This window comes from Olleya sp. Hel_I_94 (genome assembly GCF_007827365.1).
GTDB lineage: Bacteria > Bacteroidota > Bacteroidia > Flavobacteriales > Flavobacteriaceae > Olleya.
This window is the reverse complement of sequence record NZ_VISI01000002.1, coordinates 1,363,626-1,382,423: the sequence shown is the minus strand read 5'-3', so window position 1 is coordinate 1,382,423 and position 18,798 is coordinate 1,363,626. Positions and strand designations below refer to the sequence as shown.

At 32.0% G+C, this 18,798-nt stretch carries 23 protein-coding genes and 1 pseudogene; 7 read left to right on the top strand and 17 right to left on the bottom strand.

All coding sequences use genetic code 11. The features are described 5' to 3' along the window. Positions 1-153 precede the first annotated feature (153 nt). The 3 genes and pseudogenes from JM82_RS09435 to JM82_RS09425 all read left to right on the top strand — a co-directional run bounded on the left by JM82_RS09435 (position 154) and on the right by JM82_RS09425 (position 1,905). Entirely contained in the window at positions 154-1,452 is a 1,299-nt protein-coding gene (locus tag JM82_RS09435; protein ID WP_145002756.1) for a DEAD/DEAH box helicase, read from the top strand. A 124-nt stretch (positions 1,453-1,576) separates the two neighbouring features. Then, positions 1,577-1,681, top strand: a pseudogene (locus tag JM82_RS16555) (DUF6500 family protein); the annotation flags it as partial. Beyond that, positions 1,681-1,905: a VF530 family DNA-binding protein gene (locus tag JM82_RS09425; protein ID WP_028283691.1), complete on the top strand. Its 225-nt coding sequence runs from the start codon at positions 1,681-1,683 to the stop codon at positions 1,903-1,905. The pseudogene JM82_RS16555 and the gene JM82_RS09425, both read left to right, overlap by 1 nt. 3 nt (positions 1,906-1,908) lie before the next feature. Here JM82_RS09425 and JM82_RS09420 read toward each other — a convergent pair whose 3' ends face one another. The 13 genes from JM82_RS09420 to JM82_RS09365 form a co-directional block, all read right to left on the bottom strand. Continuing rightward, entirely contained in the window at positions 1,909-2,823 is a 915-nt protein-coding gene (locus tag JM82_RS09420; RefSeq protein WP_145002753.1) for a YitT family protein, read from the bottom strand. A gap of 3 nt (positions 2,824-2,826) precedes the next feature. Continuing rightward, positions 2,827-3,279: a tRNA (cytidine(34)-2'-O)-methyltransferase gene (locus tag JM82_RS09415; protein WP_145002750.1), complete on the bottom strand. Its 453-nt coding sequence runs from the start codon at positions 3,277-3,279 to the stop codon at positions 2,827-2,829. Further along, positions 3,272-3,496: a hypothetical protein gene (locus JM82_RS09410; protein WP_145002747.1), complete on the bottom strand. Its 225-nt coding sequence runs from the start codon at positions 3,494-3,496 to the stop codon at positions 3,272-3,274. The genes JM82_RS09415 and JM82_RS09410 overlap by 8 nt, the downstream gene beginning before the upstream one ends. 67 nt (positions 3,497-3,563) lie before the next feature. Next, positions 3,564-3,713, bottom strand: a complete 150-nt coding sequence (locus tag JM82_RS16385; protein WP_186439202.1) for a hypothetical protein — start codon at positions 3,711-3,713, stop codon at positions 3,564-3,566. 107 nt (positions 3,714-3,820) lie between these two features. Next, a complete protein-coding gene (locus JM82_RS09405) occupies positions 3,821-4,282 on the bottom strand; it encodes a GNAT family N-acetyltransferase (RefSeq protein WP_145002744.1) in 462 nt (153 codons plus the stop codon). 9 nt (positions 4,283-4,291) lie between these two features. Then, a complete protein-coding gene (gene trpA, locus JM82_RS09400; RefSeq protein ID WP_145002741.1) occupies positions 4,292-5,056 on the bottom strand; it encodes a tryptophan synthase subunit alpha in 765 nt (254 codons plus the stop codon). 173 nt (positions 5,057-5,229) lie between these two features. Next, positions 5,230-5,499: a GIY-YIG nuclease family protein gene (locus JM82_RS09395; protein WP_145002738.1), complete on the bottom strand. Its 270-nt coding sequence runs from the start codon at positions 5,497-5,499 to the stop codon at positions 5,230-5,232. Between the two features lie 311 nt (positions 5,500-5,810). After that, positions 5,811-6,992 carry a tryptophan synthase subunit beta gene (gene trpB / locus JM82_RS09390; protein WP_145002735.1) on the bottom strand — a complete coding sequence of 394 codons (1,182 nt, stop codon included), beginning with the start codon at positions 6,990-6,992 and terminating at the stop codon, positions 5,811-5,813. Next, positions 6,982-7,617, bottom strand: coding sequence for a phosphoribosylanthranilate isomerase (locus JM82_RS09385; RefSeq protein WP_145002732.1), 636 nt, complete (start codon positions 7,615-7,617; stop codon positions 6,982-6,984). The genes trpB and JM82_RS09385 overlap by 11 nt, the downstream gene beginning before the upstream one ends. Positions 7,618-7,621: 4 nt before the next feature. Then, positions 7,622-8,407, bottom strand: a complete 786-nt coding sequence (gene trpC, locus JM82_RS09380) for an indole-3-glycerol phosphate synthase TrpC (protein WP_145002729.1) — start codon at positions 8,405-8,407, stop codon at positions 7,622-7,624. After that, entirely contained in the window at positions 8,407-9,399 is a 993-nt protein-coding gene (gene trpD / locus JM82_RS09375) for an anthranilate phosphoribosyltransferase (protein WP_145002726.1), read from the bottom strand. Before trpD ends, trpC begins: the two co-directional genes overlap by 1 nt. Position 9,400: 1 nt before the next feature. Next, on the bottom strand, positions 9,401-9,964 hold the full coding sequence (locus JM82_RS09370; RefSeq protein WP_145002723.1) for an anthranilate synthase component II: 564 nt from the start codon (positions 9,962-9,964) through the stop codon (positions 9,401-9,403). Continuing rightward, positions 9,961-11,355: an anthranilate synthase component I family protein gene (locus JM82_RS09365; RefSeq protein WP_145002720.1), complete on the bottom strand. Its 1,395-nt coding sequence runs from the start codon at positions 11,353-11,355 to the stop codon at positions 9,961-9,963. The genes JM82_RS09370 and JM82_RS09365 overlap by 4 nt, the downstream gene beginning before the upstream one ends. Before the next feature lie 325 nt (positions 11,356-11,680). Here JM82_RS09365 and JM82_RS09360 point away from each other — a divergent pair, with 325 nt between their 5' ends. From JM82_RS09360 to JM82_RS09345, 4 genes are all read left to right on the top strand, one after another. Then, complete coding sequence (locus tag JM82_RS09360) at positions 11,681-12,217, top strand: TlpA disulfide reductase family protein (RefSeq protein ID WP_145002717.1); 537 nt, start codon at positions 11,681-11,683, stop codon at positions 12,215-12,217. 3 nt (positions 12,218-12,220) lie between these two features. After that, a complete protein-coding gene (locus JM82_RS09355; protein ID WP_145002714.1) occupies positions 12,221-12,841 on the top strand; it encodes a thioredoxin family protein in 621 nt (206 codons plus the stop codon). 113 nt (positions 12,842-12,954) lie between these two features. Then, positions 12,955-13,263, top strand: coding sequence for a rhodanese-like domain-containing protein (locus JM82_RS09350; RefSeq protein WP_145002711.1), 309 nt, complete (start codon positions 12,955-12,957; stop codon positions 13,261-13,263). Positions 13,264-13,273: 10 nt separating this feature from the next. Then, the gene (locus JM82_RS09345) at positions 13,274-13,669 is read left to right on the top strand and encodes a rhodanese-like domain-containing protein (RefSeq protein WP_145002709.1); all 396 of its coding nucleotides are present in this window, start codon (positions 13,274-13,276) and stop codon (positions 13,667-13,669) included. Positions 13,670-13,714: 45 nt separating this feature from the next. Here JM82_RS09345 and JM82_RS09340 read toward each other — a convergent pair whose 3' ends face one another. Genes JM82_RS09340 through JM82_RS09325 form a run of 4 tightly spaced genes read right to left on the bottom strand, consistent with a single transcriptional unit; the run spans position 13,715 to position 18,776 of the window. Beyond that, positions 13,715-14,692 carry a type I phosphomannose isomerase catalytic subunit gene (locus tag JM82_RS09340; RefSeq protein WP_145002706.1) on the bottom strand — a complete coding sequence of 326 codons (978 nt, stop codon included), beginning with the start codon at positions 14,690-14,692 and terminating at the stop codon, positions 13,715-13,717. Position 14,693: 1 nt separating this feature from the next. Further along, entirely contained in the window at positions 14,694-15,827 is a 1,134-nt protein-coding gene (locus JM82_RS09335; RefSeq protein WP_145002704.1) for a glycerate kinase, read from the bottom strand. Between the two features lie 8 nt (positions 15,828-15,835). Continuing rightward, positions 15,836-17,443: a sodium:solute symporter gene (locus tag JM82_RS09330; protein WP_145002701.1), complete on the bottom strand. Its 1,608-nt coding sequence runs from the start codon at positions 17,441-17,443 to the stop codon at positions 15,836-15,838. A 22-nt stretch (positions 17,444-17,465) separates the two neighbouring features. Next, on the bottom strand, positions 17,466-18,776 hold the full coding sequence (locus tag JM82_RS09325) for an MGH1-like glycoside hydrolase domain-containing protein (protein ID WP_145002698.1): 1,311 nt from the start codon (positions 18,774-18,776) through the stop codon (positions 17,466-17,468). Positions 18,777-18,798: the final 22 nt, after the last annotated feature.

The following is an 18,798-nucleotide window of genomic DNA, read 5'->3' as shown; positions in this document are numbered from 1 at the left end:
AAGTCTATTTTGATTTTGTTTTAAGCGATGTAAATCCACTAAAACACAAACAAAACCTAATAAAAATATTAAAACCATAATTTAGCAGTACCTTTGCATTAAATTAAAAGAGGTAGCCTAACTAAATAGTGTTTATCTCAATAAACAGTATTTATGTCATTTCAATCTTTAGGCCTATCCGAAGCCTTACTAAAAGCAATTAGTAAAAAAGGGTACACTACACCAAGTCCAATTCAAGCAAAAGCAATTCCACCAGTATTACAAGGTCATGATGTTTTAGCATCTGCCCAAACCGGAACAGGAAAAACAGCTGGTTTTACACTACCTTTATTACATATTCTATCGGAAAACCCGAAAGAAAAATATAGACCTATTCGTGCTTTAATTTTAACGCCTACACGTGAGTTAGCAGCACAAGTTTATGCTAATGTAAAAGAGTATAGCGAGTTTTTAAACTTGCGTAGTGCAGTAATTTTTGGAGGAGTTAATCAAAAGCCTCAAGCAGCAACCATCCGTCAAGGTGTTGATGTATTAGTAGCAACTCCAGGTCGTTTAATTGATTTAGAAAGTCAAGGATTATTGTCTTTAAAACGTGTCGAGATTTTTGTTTTAGATGAAGCAGATCGCATGTTAGATATGGGGTTTTTGCGCGATATAGAACGTGTCATGAAGCTTATGCCTGATAAGAGACAAAACTTAATGTTTTCTGCAACGTTTTCTAAAGATATTAGAAAGTTAGCAAACGGGATTTTAAATCGTCCAGTCCAAGTTGAAGCTACACCAGAAAACACGACTGTAGAAGCAATTACACAAAAGATATTTAGAGTAGCTAAAGGAAAAAAAACCGACTTAATTATTAAGTTAATTACAGATGGTAACTGGAAGCAAGTATTAGTTTTTACGCGTACTAAGCATGGTGCAAATAAGTTAGTAGAAAAAATGATTAAAGCTGGTATTAAAGCAGCTGCAATACATGGTAATAAAAGTCAAGGTGCACGTACAAAAGCTTTAGCTGGTTTTAAAAGCGGAAGCGTTAGTGTATTAGTAGCAACAGATATTGCTGCACGTGGACTAGATATACCCTTATTACCACACGTAATTAACTTTGAAATTCCTAATATCTCTGAAGATTATGTACATCGTATTGGTCGTACAGGTCGTGCAGGAGCAAATGGTGAGGCCATTAGTTTAGTAAGTGCAGACGAAACTACTTTTTTACGCGATATAGAAAAGTTAATTGGTATGAAACTACCAGTAGAGATTCTGGAAGGTTTTGAGCCTGATCCAAACGCATCAACTGCACCAATTAAACCAGGTCAAAATAGAAGACAACAACCTAGAAATAATAAGCCTAAAGGCGAAAAAGGTAAATCTAAAAGTAATACGTCATCTAATTCAGATGGTCGTAATAGGTCAAGAACTAAAAGCAGAAACAACGACAGTAGACGTTAATTAATTACAAGTTATGACTATTGATTTAAAAGATAGAATAATTGAAGTTTGTAATAAAAAAATAGCTCAAAAAGGAGACACTGTTGGTGTCTCTTTTTATGCTTTTTTTTAAAATAAAAATGATAATCCAGAGTTATTAATGGAGGCAGCAACTTGGTGGATACAAAGACACCAATTAGATCATTTTGAAAAAGCAGTCAAAATTAAAAACTTAATAGAAAATAGTTAGTGGAAACACAAAAGAATAATCCTTTACACGGAATTAAGTTAGAACAAATCATAACGGATTTACAATCACATTATGGATGGGAATATATGGGTCATGTTGTGAAAATTAAATGCTTTACAGATAATCCTTCTATTAAATCTAGTCTTAAATTTTTGCGTCGTACACCTTGGGCTAGGACTAAGGTAGAAAATATGTATTTAAGCTATTTGAAAAAAAATAAATAGTTTTTAAAAAGGATTTTGCGACAAAAAGTTTGCTAGTTTTTCTCCCTTTTTTCGATCTAAATAGCGTCTTAAAACGCCACCTTTTACGTTGTTTACATCAAACTCTACAATAAAAGCATCATCATCTATATTAGATATAATGCGGTACATTTTTTTGATATCAATACGGTTAATAATCGTATGAATAATATCTAATTCTTCGTTTTCATTTTTATTTACAAACCCTTTTTTTCCTTTGTAAATGGTCATTCCAGCACCAAGCTCTTTAATAATTGCGACTTTAATCTTTTCGTAATCTTTAGATACAATAGATACACCTATAAAGTCTTCAAAACCTTCAATTACCATATCAGTTACTTTAGCAGTTACAATATAAGTAAGTATAGAATACATGGCTATTTCTTTTGAAATAACAAAAGCTGTAATTGTAAACAATATGACATTAAAAAGTAGGATGACTTTTCCAATACTTATTCCAAATCGGTCGTTAATAAAAACACCTAAAATTTCTGATCCATCTAAAACAGATCCATTTCTAATGGCTATTCCAATTCCTGCTCCTAAAAACAGACCACCAAAAATGGATATTAAAAACTTATCTTCTGTAATTATTTCGAAATTTTCAAAATGAATAAATAGTGCTAATCCAATTATACTAATAACTGACTTTAAAATAATGCGTCTTGAAACCGTAAAATAACCAATAATTAAAAACGGAATACTTAGCACAACTAATAATAAAGATATGTTTATATCAACTAGTCTACTTATTAATAATGCTATTCCAGTTACACCACCATCCAAGAAACGGTTTGGAAGTAAAAAAGCTTTTAATCCAATACTAGCCAATATAATACCAAGTGCAATTTGAGCATATTCTGACAGTGATTTAATTATTTTACTTTTTTTTGAATCCATAAGTTATTTTTGTAGTTTTCTTAAGCCTTCATATACAACAATCCCAACAGAATTTGCTAAGTTTAAACTTCTTATATGCTCACTGTACAGAGGGATTTTATATAATGATGTTTTGTGCTTTTCTATTATAGTGCTTCCTAGTCCAACGGACTCTTTCCCGAAAACTAAAAATTGATTATCCTTAAAAGGAATGTCCCAATGTGATTTTGTTCCATGACTGGAAAAAAATGTAAAATCTGCGTCTTTATTAGTCTCAAAAAAGTCATCAACCGAGTCGTACATCACGACGTTTAAGTGTTTCCAGTAATCTAATCCAGCACGTTTTAAACGTTTATCACTTAGCTCAAAACCAAAAGGTTTTACTAAGTGTAATGTACTTCCGGAAGCTAGTGCTAACCTGCCAATATTCCCTGTGTTATTTGGTATTTCTGGTTCTATTAAAACAATGTTAAGCATTGGATTTGGTTGTTAATTTAACAATTATTACTCTAACTAATAGTATCCAAGGGAATCCATGTAAAAGTACATCAAACCAATCTTTAAGTTGCATACCTTTTGCACCACCTGCAATCCATTGTAATTTTCCCCAGATATGAGGTTCTGGAAAAAAAGGCGCTAAGCCTAGGGTTAAACAGAGTAATATAATTAGTCGGAAGTCGTTGAGTAGTTTCATGAAATTGAATAAAAAAATGCCTATTCAAATATACTGAATAGGCATTTAATAAATAGGCTAATTTGGATTAGCTATTTGTTTTATTTTGCTGTTTTTTAATTGTCGACTTATCGATATCAAAATCATTAGTTTCCAACTTTGTATTTGCAGTTGGATTTGTAGGATTTGTTTGTCTAACCTTAGTTTCAAATTTCTTTCTATCTTTTATCATTCCCATAATTTATTGTTTTTTTGGTTCATAGTAAAGATACTATTAACTTAAGTTGTTGTCTCACAAGGCTTAGTTAAAGTCTTGTCAGTAAGTGTTAAACTATCTTAAAAGGTTTATTTAAGATCCATTTTCATTTCAAACATTCTGTTTTTAAACCCTTTTTTATGATACGCTTTTATTGCAGATTCGTTATCACTATAAACTTCTAGTCTAGTTTCAAAAATATTTAAACTAATTGACCATTGTTTTAATTGCTCGATTATATTTTGAATGACACCTTGACCTCTAAATTCTGGAGCTACATACATAAAACCCATATAAGTATATCTGTCGATGGTATGATACGGTTTTGCTTTTATAATTTTGGCGTATCCACAAGCTATTAAATGTTTGTTTAATGTAGCAACAATTAATTTAGCGTCATTAGATTTAATTAAATAATCTAAGTCATAATACACGCAATCTTCTTTTAAAATGGAATCAAATGGACGCTCATAGGCAATTAATTCTTGTTCAAATTGTAATAATTTTGGTTTGTCTTCCAAAGTTGCTTCTCTAAACGTAATTGCAGCCATACTTGATTTTTATTTTAAAATTGAATTTGTAAAAGTGTCAATTTTAGTATTACCGTGTTTGGTTAAGTGTTTTATAAAAGCACTTCCAATAATTGCTCCTTTGGCATATGTTGTGGCTTGCGTAAATGTTGTATTGTCCGAAATACCAAAACCTACTATTTGAGGGTTATTAAGTTTCATGTCTGCAATACGTTTAAAGTACTCTGTCTGTTCTGTTCCAAAACCAGAATTACCTCCTGTTACACTTGCGCTACTTACCATGTAAATAAAGCCATTAGATATAGAGTCAATAAAGTTAATACGCTCTACGCTAGTTTGTGGTGTGATTAAAAAGACATTTATTAAACCATATTTTTCAAATGTAGCTTTGTATTGGTCGTTGTAAACATCTACTGGTAAATCAGGAATAATTAAACCATCTATTCCGATGTCTTGACATTTTTTACAAAACGCCTCAACACCATATTGTAACATAGGGTTAAAATAACCCATAATTATTAAAGGAATAGATACCGTTTTTCTAATGTTTTTTAGTTGGGTAAATAACGTCTCTGTTGTCATTCCGTTTTTTAATGCTTGCGTAGAGCTAGCCTGTATTGTTGGCCCATCGGCTAAAGGATCACTAAACGGAAGTCCGATTTCAATCATGTCAACTCCGTTTTTTTCTAGGTTTTGTATTATTGAAACGGTGTCGTTAAGTGTTGGGTAACCTGCCGAGAAGTATATGCTTAATAGCTTTTTATCTTCTTTCAGTTTTTGATTTATTCTGTTCATTTTTAAATGAATTTATTTTTTGTTTAGGGATACTGAAGTTAGTTCAGTATGACCTTTTGTTGTGTTTTATTCTCTTGTGTGATACTGAAACGAGTTCAGCATGACGTTGCGGTTGTGACTTAATTTGTTATTACGTTTCGTCAATCTGAACTTGTTTCAGATTCTCATTATTTTTAGTGTTTCAAGTATTGGATTTTTTCTTTAATTAAATTTAGTTTCCATTCCTTTTTCCAATTTTTAATTTGCTTTTCTCTTGCTATAGCTTGATTAATATCAGTAAATTCTTCGAAATAAATCAAATCTTTCAAATCATATTTTTTTGTAAACTCAGAGCCAATTCCTTTTTGATGTTCAGTGGTTCTTTTGTTTAAGTTTGACGTTACACCAATATAAAATGTTGTTCTGTACTTATTTGTTAATATGTAAGTATAGCTTGTTTTCATTTTTATGTGATACTGAAACTGGTTTACTGTTTTTCTTTGTCTTGTGTGATACTGAAACAAGTTCAGCATGACGTTGTGGTTGTGATTTACGTTAGTACGTAGATATATGATTATGTCCTTATTTCGTTATTTCTGTGCATCGATAAGTCGTTATATCGTTATGTCAATCTGAACTTGTTTCAGATTCTCATCATTTTTACTAATTACTAACTGTATAGCTATCCAGCGTTAAGGATTACTCAAAGATTATTATTTTAAAATATTGATTTCGCGAGCCTTGAAAGCCTGACCCTTGTGGTAACGCCCAAATATTACAGTTTAAAATAGTCGATATAATTTTGTAAATCTTTATCACCACGACCTGATAAATTAATCACGACGATGTCTTCTGGGTTAAACTTTTTGTCTTCGAAAACAGCAAATGCATGCGAGCTTTCGATAGCCGGAATAATCCCTTCTAATTGACTTAATTCTAATCCAGCTTTCATGGCTTGATCATCGGTAATTGAGATAAACTCGGCACGACCAGTGGTATACAAATTAGCGTGCATTGGTCCAACACCTGGATAATCTAATCCTGCTGAGATAGAATAAGGTTCTGTTATCTGTCCATCTTGCGTTTGCATTAATAGGGTTTTACTTCCATGAATAATACCTTCTTTTCCTAATACTGATGTTGCTGCGCTCTCTCCAGAATGAATCCCTTTTCCGGCAGCTTCAACAGCTATAAGGTTAACATCTGTATCGTCTAAATAGTGATAAAAAGCTCCTGCTGCATTACTACCACCTCCAACACAGGCTATAACATGGTCTGGTTTTTCACGACCTTCTTTGTCTTTTAATTGCCATTTGATTTCTTCTGATACGACTGCTTGAAAACGGGCTACCATATCTGGATAAGGGTGTGGTCCGACAACACTTCCAATAATGTAATGTGTATCCACAGGATTGTTAATCCAATCTCTAATGGCCTCGTTAGTGGCATCTTTTAAGGTGCGACTTCCTGATAATGCTGGGCGTACTTCTGCGCCTAACATTTTCATTCTTGCCACGTTTGGTGCTTGGCGTGCAATGTCAATTTCGCCCATGTACACGATGCACTCCATTCCCATTAAAGCACATACTGTTGCTGTTGCTACACCATGTTGTCCAGCGCCAGTTTCGGCTATAATACGTGTTTTGCCTAAACGCTGTGCCATTAAAATCTGACCGATGGTATTGTTTACTTTGTGTGCTCCTGTATGGTTTAAATCTTCGCGTTTAAGATAGATTTTAGTATTATATTTTTCGCTTAATCGTTTTGCGAAATAGAGTGGAGAAGGACGTCCAACATAATCTTTTAATAAGTGGTCAAACTCTTCTTTAAAAGATGGTTCAGCCATTATTTTTAAATAATTTTGACGTAACTCTTCTACGTTTGGATATAGCATTTCTGGGATATATGCACCTCCAAAGTCTCCGTAATACCCTTTGTCGTTAATATTAAAACTCATAATTGTGTGCTATCAATTTTTGTTTAAAATCGTTTAATTTTGTTGTGTCTTTTAAACCTGCAGCAGTTTCGAATTTGCTGTTAACATCAAATCCAAAACATAAGTAAGATTCTGGTCTTTTTAAAAATAGAAGAATAGCATCTATTTCGTTTAATCCAATACCACCACTTAAAAAGTAAGGTTTAGAGGATGGGTAGCTTTTTAAAACATTCCAGTTAAATGTGTAACCATTACCTCCAGGTTCTTTTCCTTTTGTGTCAAATAAATAATTATCGCAAACGTCCTCATACGGTTCTAAAACAGAGAAGTCGAATTGGTTTTTTATAGAAAACACTTTAATCACAGCAATGTCCAAATCTTTTAAACGTTGACACAATTCTGGTGTTTCTTGACCGTGTAATTGCACACCTTGTAAGTTGTGTTTATCCACTTTTCCTTTTATATATTCGAAAGTTGCATTTACAAACACACCAATTTTTTTGATGCTTTCTGGTAATTCTGGAATGACTCCGTTGAAATAACGAGATGATTTTTCGTAAAAAATGAAACCCATATAATTTGGATTAAGATCTGCAACATCTAAGATGTTGTTTTCATTTTTCATTCCGCATACTTTTAGTTTCATAGTCTTAGTTGTTTAATGTTTTGATAAATTGTTTGGCACTTAAACCAGCATTGTCCGTTTTCATAAAATTTTCGCCAATTAAAAACCCTTTATAACCAAATGGTTGTAGTGTTTTTATGGCTTCTATATTGCTTATTCCGCTTTCCGATACTTTTACAAAATCGTCAGGGATTAAATTACTTAATTGTTTGCTAGTATCTAAACTAACCTCAAAGGTTTTTAAATTACGGTTGTTTACACCCAGCATATCTAAACTTGGCATAATAGATTTATGTAATTCGTCTTGGTTATGCACTTCTAAAAGCACATCAAGATTTAAACTTTTAGCTAATTCTGAATAAGTTTTAATTTCTTCTCTGGTTAAGATTGCTGCAATTAGTAAAATAACATCAGCACCATAAGCTTTAGCTTCAATAATTTGGTACGGATCTATTATAAACTCTTTTCTTAATAAAGGTAAATTGCAACTTGCTCTTGCAGTTAGTAAATCGTCTAAACTTCCTCCAAAATATTTTCCATCGGTTAAAACAGACATACCGCAAACACCAGCATCTTGATACCCTTTAGCAACATCAAAGACATTTAAATCGTGATTGATTATTTGTTTTGAAGGCGAACGTCTTTTATGTTCTGCAATGATACCTGTCGTGCTATTTTTTAATTTTTCGGCTAGTGAAGCAGTCTTGCGTTCAAACAAAATGGAGTGTTCTAATTGCTTGATTGGGATTAATTGCTTGCGTAAGTTAACTTCAATACGTTTGTCGTTAACTATTTTAGTTAAAATATCCATTACTTACTTAATTCGATTAATTTTTCTAAACTCGTTTTTGCACGTCCGCTTTCCAAACTTTCTTTTGCAAGTTCAAAACCTTCTAAATGTGATATTTGTTTGGCTGTTGCAATTGCTAAACCTGCATTAGCACAAACCACATTGTTTTGCGCGTCTGTACCTTTACCATTTATAATGTTTTTGAAAATTTTGGCAGCTTCTTTAACTGTGTTTCCACCAAATAGTTCGGATTGTTCAAGTTGTTTAAGACCCAAATCGCAAGGGTTTAATATCGTTTCAGCTGTATTGGAAATTATCTTTGTATTTCCAGTTAATGAAATTTCATCATATCCATCTAATGCGTGTACGATGCTATAATTTTTATCTGTATTTTGGTATAAGTAACCATATATGCGTTGTAGCTCTAAGCTAAATACACCTACCATTTGATTGTTTGGAAATGCTGGATTTACCATTGGTCCAAGCATATTAAAAAATGTTTTTACACCCAATTCTTTTCTAATAGGAGCAACGTTTTTCATTGCAGGATGAAACAGAGGTGCGTGTAAAACACAGATTCCTGCTTTTTCTAAGGCGTATTTTAAAAAATCTGTTTTGTTAGAAAAATGAATGCCTAAAGCTTCCATGACATTGGAAGATCCAGAAGCTGATGACACACCATAGTTACCATGTTTTGCCACATTAACTCCAGCTCCAGCAGTTACAAATGATGCCAAGGTTGAAATATTAAAAGTGTCTTTTCCGTCACCTCCAGTTCCGCATAAATCGATTGGATCAAATTCTGATAAGTTTACATGAATACATAATTCTAACAATGCATCTCTAAACCCTTGAAGCTCTTCTAGAGTTATACTTCGCATCATATAAACCGTTAAGAAAGAGGCTACCTGACTTTGATTATATGCGCCTTCAGATATGTTGACTAAAAGGTATTTAGCTTCTTCTGCAGTGATGCTTTCTTGATTAATTAGTCTGTTTAGTATTTGTTTCATATTAACTCTTAATCCAGTTTTCTAAAATTTGTTTTCCGTTTGGTGTTAGTACGCTTTCTGGATGGTATTGCACACCTCTTACGTCGTAAAATTTGTGTCTTAACGACATGACTTGTCCATTTTGGTCAAAGGATGTTGCTTCTAAAACCTCAGGTAAATTAGGGTCTACAACCCACGAATGGTAACGTCCGACTTCAATAGTTTTGTTCATGTTTTTAAACAGTACCTCATCGTCAACCACAATATCTACATTAGTTGATACACCATGATATACATTGTCTAAATTAATTAAACTACCACCAAAAACTTCTCCAATAGCTTGTTGACCTAAACATACGCCTAAAATACTTTTAGTAGGTGCATAAGTTTTAATTATTGCTTTAAGTAAACCAGCTTCGTCAGGAATTCCTGGACCTGGAGAAAGTACAATTTTATCAAAAGCTTCGACTTCGTCCAAGGTTAATTTGTCATTTCTTTTTACAGTAACTTCACAATCTAAGTCTTCTAAATAGTGAACTAAGTTATAAGTAAAACTATCGTAATTATCTATTACTAAAACTCTCATATCTCTTTGGCTAATTCTATAGCATTTGTTAATGCTCCTAATTTGTTATATACTTCTTGTAACTCGCTTTCTGGGTTAGATCTAGAGACTAGACCTGCTCCAGCTTGCCAATGTAAATGATGGTTTTTACTCATAAATGTCCTAATCATAATTGCGTGATTATAATTGCCATCAAAATCCATAAAACCAATTGCTCCACCATAGAAGGCTCTGCTAGTTTTTTCGTATTTTTCAATAAGTTGCATGGCTTTGTGTTTTGGAGCACCACTTAATGTTCCTGCAGGAAAGGTGTCTGCTACTACCTGCATTGTTGGTGTATTGTCGTGTACTTTTCCGGTTACCTTACTAACTAAGTGAATAACATGAGAAAAGAATTGTGCTTCCCTATAGGTTACAACTTTGACTTCGCTACCATGTCTGCTTAAATCATTTCTGGCAAGGTCAACCAACATGACATGTTCTGCATTTTCCTTATCATCTTCGGCTAGTTGTTTAGCTAGCTTTTGGTCTTCCTCATCATTTCCAGTCCTTTTAAAAGTTCCGGCAATTGGATGTATTTCGGCTTGACCGTTATTAACGACTAATTGTGCTTCTGGTGAGCTTCCAAAAATCTTGAAGTCACCATAGTCAAAGTAAAATAGGTAAGGCGATGGGTTTATGCTGCGCAAGGCACGATAGACATTAAACTCATCACCTTTAAAACCTTGCGAGAATTTTTTAGATAATACTAACTGGAACACATCACCTCTAGCACAATGTTGTTTGGCTAATATGACCTGGTCTTTATACTCGTCATCCGTTAAATTTGATTGTATATCAGAGTTTGTTGTAAACTTATAAGTCGCAAAGTTTTTAGAGCTTATTAGTTGTAAAACTTCGTCTATATTGTTTTCTGTTTCAAAACAATGTGCAAAAATATAGGCTTCGTTTTTAAAGTGGTTTATAGCAATTATATTTTGGTAAACTGCATAGTAAACGTCAGGAATCTCTAAAGAATCTGGTTTTTTAGAAATCTCTACATCTTCAAAGTGTTTAACAGCATCATAAGCTGTGTAGCCAAATATTCCGTTGTTGATAAACTTAAAATCCTCGTCCGATTTTACTTTAAAGCGTTTGGTAAACTTATGTATCATCTCGGTTACATTACGCACCTTGTTTTTCATTTCACTACCATCAGGAAATGTTTGTGTAATTGCTTTATCGTCAACTTTAATTGAGGCGATTGGGTTAAAGCATATATAAGAAAAACTATTGTCATTAGCGTGATAATCGCTACTTTCTAACAAAATACTATTAGGATATTTATCTCTAATTTTTAAATAGATACTAACAGGAGTAATGGTGTCTGCTAATATTTTTTTGTAATGTGTGTATAAACTGAATGTTTTCATTTTTATTATGCTGAATTTATTTCAGTATCTCCATTATTAGAGATATTATTAATTTTGTTTGTGTTTTCTGAAACAAGTTCAGAAATAAAAAAAAGGCTTGTCGTGAATGACAAGCCTTTTTTGTATAGTTACTTAAATAATACGTATAGCGTTAGTTCACGAAGTTTGATTTCGATTATTCCACCACCAAGTATGATTTAAAATTGTGTTCATGTTTATTATAAAGTTCAAAGATATAAATCAAAAGTTAGTTTTCAAATTATTTTCCCCTTTAATTATTTGTTAAAACTGAAAAGATGAAAACAATAAATATTAAATTTACTTTATGAAACACTTATTTTTAATATTGACCTTTACTTTTTTTGCTTTTGGAAACCAGTATATTAGTATATTGAATAGTAATCAAATAAAAATAGTAGACGCACCTTATTTAAAGCAAGATTTAAAAATTGTCGATTTTGACGGTTTAGAGCAATACCTTGCTGCTAAGGATAAAAGTAAAACTTATGTGATAAATTTTTGGGCGACCTGGTGTGCACCATGCGTTAAAGAATTACCTTATTTTGAACAATTAAATACAACGTATGCAGACAAAAAGGTAGAAGTTATTTTGGTAAGTTTAGATTTTCCAAAGCAGATTGAAAGTAAATTAAAACCTTTTTTATTGAAAAATAAATTAAAAAGTGAGGTTATAGTTTTAAACGATGTTGATGCTAATACATGGATACCTAAAGTAGATAAAAATTGGTCAGGAGCAATTCCTGCAACATTAATTTACAATACCCAAAAGACAGTTTTTTATGAACAATCATTTGATTATATAGCCTTAGAAACAGAATTAAAACAATTTTTAAAACAATAAATTATGAAAAAAATTTTAAAATTAACCTTAGTGTTGGTCGTTATAATAACGGTTAGTGCTTTTACAACAAAGACTAATAGTGCTGATTCAGGATATAAAATAGGTGATGTAGCAACGGATTTTGAACTTGAAAATATTGATGGTAATGTGGTGTCTTTGTCAGATTTTGAAGATGCTAAAGGGTTTATAGTTGTATTTACCTGCAATACTTGTCCCTACGCAGTAGCTTATGAGGATAGAGTGCAAGGTTTAAATAAAAAGTATGCAGATCTAGGTTATCCAGTAATTGCCATTATGCCTAATAATACAACCGTTAAACCAGGAGATAATATGGAAGCTATGAAAGCTAGAGCTAAGGAAAAAGGATTTACTTTTCCTTATTTGATGGATGCTGGTCAGGACATTTATCCGCAATATGGAGCAACAAAAACACCACATGTGTATGTTTTGCAAAAAGAACAAAAAGGAAATGTAGTTAAATATATTGGTGCAATTGATGATAATTATCAAGATGCAAATGCTGTAAAAACTAAGTATGTAGAAGATGCGGTTGATGCCCTATTAAATAATAAAGAAGTAAAAATTAACGAAACTAAAGCTATAGGTTGTTCTATTAAAGTTTAAAAAAAACTATCAATTATAATAAATAAAAATCCGAGATGTAACATTTCGGATTTTTTTACGTCTATATACTATATATGTGTTAATTTTGTGCTAAAATTAATTGTATAAATATTATGGCAGATTTAATTCAATCGGATTGGGTAAACCAATTAGAAAAAGACGATAACGCAGTCATCCTTGATGTGAGAACAGATGAAGAGGTTGCAGAAGGAAAAATACCTAATGCAATACATATTGACATTTATAAAGGACAGGGATTTATTTATGCTGTCGAGGAGTTAGATAAATCTAAGAATTTTTACGTGTATTGTAGATCAGGTGGAAGAAGTGCCCAAGCATGCGCAATAATGAATCAATTAGGCTTTGATACTACTTACAATCTTCTAGGAGGATTTAGTGAGTGGTCAGGACCAGTTGAATAATAAAAAAGGTATGAAAAAAATAGCATTAGTATTAAGTTTGTGTTTAGTTTTTGTTGCACTGAGTTGTGAAAAAAATGTTGAAGGTGAAATAAAGGTTGTCTCTCCAGAGGAAATGCAAACACTATTGACTCTTGATAATGTTCAGTTTATAGATGTTAGGACACCAGCGGAATACAATTCTGGATTTATTGCATCAGCACAGAATATAGATTTTATGTCGCCTACATTTGAGGATGATATTAAAACCTTAGATAGGGAAAAACCTGTGCTATTGTATTGTCAAAAAGGCGGTAGAAGTGCTAAGTGTGCCGAAAAAATGATAGACTTAGGATTTAAAAAAATATACGATATGCAAGGTGGTTTCTCTAAATGGAAACATGATGGATTACCTTATAAAAAGAATTAACTAAAAATCCCAATCTTTTCAGATTGGGATTTTTTTTGCTAGATGTTACAAATAGACTTCAATTAGTTTAGCATAATTTGCATGAATTGTTATTAGATTAATACAGGCAGGAATAATAATAGTTTGGCCCATTTTTAAGCTATAATTAGTAGCGTCGTCAGGCGTGTTAATTATAACCTCTCCCAGAACACATATATAAATTATAAACGAATCTATTGCTGTAACATCCCTTGTTAACTTGGTGTTTAATTCGATTATATTAGTTTTAAAATACTCGGAATTTACCAATTGACTTGGTGTGTTTAATACCTGATTGTAATCCGTTTTATATTTTTTGTAAAAATCGTAGTCTATAGCGTCTAAAGCTAGATTGGTGTGTAGCTCTCTTTTTTGTCCTGTTTTTTTGTCAATCCTATCATAATCATAAATACGATAAGTAATATTTGAGGTTTGTTGGATTTCGGCAAGTAAAACACCTGCTCCAATAGCATGTACACGTCCAGTAGGAATATAAAAGGTGTCTCCAGATGTTACTGTTTCAATATTTAAAATATCTTTTAAGGTGTTGTTTTTAAGGTGGTTTACGTAGTCTTCTTTACTAATTTTTTGATTAAAACCTACAATTAATTCGGCTTCATTTTCAGCTTGCATTACGTACCACATTTCATTTTTACCAAATGAATTATGTCTTTTTTTAGCTAACTGATTACTAGGATGTACTTGTATGGATAAAGGTGTTTTGGCATCAATAAATTTTATTAGCAACGGAAAGTTGTTGCCAAATGTTTGATATACTTTATGTCCCAGAAAATTACCTTTAAATGTCTTAATTAAATCTTTTAGCGTATTCCCTTTTAAATTACCATTATTTACAATGGTTTGGTTATCCTCAACATCAGAAATCTCCCAAGATTCGCCTATGTTGTCTTGGGAGTAACTCTTATTTAATACCGATTTTAATTTGTTTCCTCCCCAAATACGGTAGCTAAAAACTGGATTGAAAGTTAAGGGATATAATTTCATTTTATTTAAGTTGTTTGATATGACCAATAAATTTTTTAGTCATAGTTTTAAGATGTATGTTAGTGTTTTGCATGGCATCATCTAAGTTTTTTGCTTCGTTTATTATTTGTGAAGCATAATTAATTCCCATGTTTTTTAGTGCTTTTTCGTTAATGTCAATCGCACCACAAAAGACTGCTACATTAATATTATTTTTAGTTGAGGTATCTAAAACACCTTGAATAGTTTTTCCGGATAACGTTTGATTATCCAATTTGCCTTCTCCAGTTATAATCCAGTCTGCATTTGAAATTTGATTATCAAAATTTGATAACTGTTTAATTAATTTATTTCCGCTTTCAAGCGTTCCGTTTAAAAATATTTTAGAAGCAATCCCCATACCTCCTGCAGCTCCAGAACCAGGTATGGACTGTGGATCTATTTTAAAGATTTGACTGATTAATTTTGAAAAATCTTTAAGTCCTTTATTAAGTAATAAAATATCTTGATGATTAGCTCCTTTTTGGGCAGCATAAACGTAAGCAGCACCTTTTTTACCATATAATGGATTAGTAACGTCACAAGCTATTTTAAAATCTGTTGAAAAAATTTGTGGATTTGCTTGACTAACGTCAATGGATTTTATAGATGACAGGTTTTTGCCAATAGGGTTTACTATTTCACCTTTTTTATCCAAAAAACGGTATCCTAATGCAGTTGCCATGCCAATACCACAATCGTTTGTAGCACTTCCACCAATACCAAGTATTATTTTTTTTGCACCTTTGTTTAAAGCGTCCAAAATAAGCTGGCCAGTTCCAAATGTTGAAGTTATTTTACAGTCTAATTGCTCTGGTTTTAAAAGCTTTAAGCCTGAGGCTTCTGCCATTTCTATAAATGCAGTTTCATATTTTGGCGCATAAATATAGCTGGCCTCAATTGCTGTAAATAAAGGGTTACACACTGTAGTCTTGATAGTTTCTCCATCTAAATAATGTTTGACAATGTCAATGGTACCATCACCACCATCTGCTAATGGTAGTTTTACGATATTGGCATAAGGCAACTCTTTTTTAAGCTGTTTTTCAACGATATTACAAAACTCTAAACTGGTTAGTGAATTTTTAAACTTATCTGGAGCAATTACTATTTTCATGTTAACTTTTAATTTAAAATTTCACTAATAAAAATTGCAAACAGCACAATTAAAACAAAGTATGATAATAGTATAATGACTTCTTTTTTACCTGCTTTATAGACTTCAATATCTAAACCTGGTTTGGTTTCTTTTTTAATAACATAGCTTACAATTAAGGCTATTATAACAGTTACTAAACAACCTATTGCATTCCACCAAAACCAAAATATACTTGGTACATATAGCCATAAATACATATTAAATAACACACCTATAACGATACCAATATTAGCACCTAAAGCGTGGGTTTTTTTAGTTAGAATAGCTAATATAAAAGCAGCTAAAATGGGACCATAAAAAATAGAACTTATTTTGTTAATAACCTCAATAACAGTTCCTTCTATACTTCCGGCGAAAAACGCAAAAAACAAACACACTAATCCCCAGAATACAGATAATAAACGTGAGTATTGTACGTATTTTTTGTCTGGCATATCAGGATTAAATCGTTTTATAAAGTCTTCTAAGGTTACTGCAGATAATGAATTTACTGTGCTGCTTAAAGAGGACATTGCAGCAGACATTATTGCAACTATTAAAATACCGATTACACCATTTGGTAAGTATTTAATTATAAAAACAGGTACCATTAAGTCGGCTTTTTTACCTTCTAAACTTGTAATATTGGATTGGTAAACTGTATTTAATAACTCTTGAAAACTAGCGTCTTGTAGTAATAATGTTCCTAAAATTAATCCCATTACACAATAGGTTAATGTAATTGGGAATCTAAACAATCCATTAGCTAGTAATAATTTTTTTATGGTAGGTAATCCTTTTGCAGATAGTAGTCTTTGTGATTGTGTTTGATCTGTACCATAATAGGAAGCATACAAAAAGAAACCTCCAATTACCATTGGCCAAAAACCAAATTCGTCATTTTTATCGGCATTATTAAATCCCCATTTAGAAAAATCTACTGCAGTTAATCTGTCTTTATCAACAAGATTTATAAAATTATCATAACCACCTAGCTCGCTTAAACCATAAAATAAGCAAATAATTATACCAAAAAAGAGAATACACATTTGTATGACGTCTCCCCAAATTACAGCCTTCATTCCACCTTGAAAGGAGTATACCATAGTTATAACACCAATAATTAATATCGAAATCCAAAACTCTATACCAATGGTAGCTTGTAAAATAAGTGCCATAGTATATACCATAACACCTGTTGCTACAGAGCGACTAATTTGAAAAACAAAACTAATAAGTAGCCTTGAAGAGGCATCAAAACGACGCTCTAGATATTCATAAACACTAACAATACCAGAATTATATAAGGTAGGTATTATGGCAATTAGTAAAAACGCCATAGCTAAAGGTACACCAAACTCATAGGTTAACCATTGCAATCCACCACCTTCTTTTAAACCAACAAATGCTGGTGCAGATATAAAGCTAATAGCAGATAATTGGGTAGCCATAGTTGATAAACTTAACGGAAACCATCCCATTGATTGACCTCCAAGGAAGTAATCTTTAGAGTTTTTATTTTCTTTAAAGAAATACCCTATCCCTAAAAATCCGATTAAATATAATATGATGATGATGTAGTCTATATAATTCATGTGGTTAAAGCTAGTGGGTTATTTATTCATTTAATAAATCTATAAATAATGCAGCACTCCATGAAAAATTATGACCTCCATAACCTGCGTTACCATTTTTATGTTCTTCTTTTCTAGAATCAAAATACTCGTAAAACCCATTGTTTTCAATAATCTCAATGGTATCTTGCTTCATTCTTTTGGCGATGTCGTAAAAACCATATTGTTTTAACCCATAATATAACATCCAATTTAAATTCACCCAAACTGGACCTCTCCAATATTTTTTAGGATTAAATCTATCGCTAGTTGGATCAAATGATGCACACAGATATTGATCTGGGTTACCAAATTTTTCCATCATTATATCTACCATTTTTTCTGCTCTAGTCTCACTTGGTAGATTAGCAAAAAGTGGTGCAAAAGAAGAGGAAGATATGTGTTTTAATAATTTTTCGTTTCTTAAATCGTAATGTACATAAACACCTAGTTCTTCATCATAGAGTTTATTATTAAATGATTTAGTCCCTTTGTCTTGCCATTTTTGAAGTTGGTGTATTTTATCGTTATTATTTTTATTTCCTATAATACGATATAAATCTATTAGACTTTGATTAGATTTTAAAAGTACTGCGTTAAATAATGGATCTTGAACTAAAAAGGGAGAAAGCTCTGCTATTTTTTGATCATTGTAATTGTTTTGTTTGGCAATTTCAATAATGTGTAAATAATGATCGTATTCTCTTTTAGAAGGTCTTTGTGCAGCATCAACATGTGTTGTGTCACGTCTTTCAAAAGTATATTCAGGAGGATTCATAGTGTCCCAAATATCATCCCAAATAGGAGAGTTGTCTGTACCTGATTCCCAGTTATGGTATATGTAAACTAAACCTTCATCTTGAGGATCACGTTGGTTGTAAAAATATTCGTGATTTTTATACACTTTATCAATTACGGACTCTATAAATTTTAAAGTAGCGTCTCTATCCTTGCTAATACGGTATAAATCTTCTAAAACAAAACCAGTAACAGGAGGTTGTGTCATACCTGTAGATTTATATTTTTTGGAAGATTCTGGATGTAAATCTGAACGATGAAAATCAGGTCCAGGAAAATAGGTGTCAGTTTCGGTATGAAAAATAATATGAGGAATAAAACCATTACTCCATTGTGCATCAAGCAGTGTTTCTATTTCTTTTTCGGCTTTAGGCATGTCAAAATGAGCAAAACCAATTGCGATTAATCCTGAATCCCAGAACCATTGAAAAGGGTAAAGCTTTGCGCATGGAATGCTAAATTTATCTTTCCAGTTATTGTTTAATACTGTAATAGCGTTGTTTTGTAAATCCTTCATACACATTAAAGATTGTAAGTTT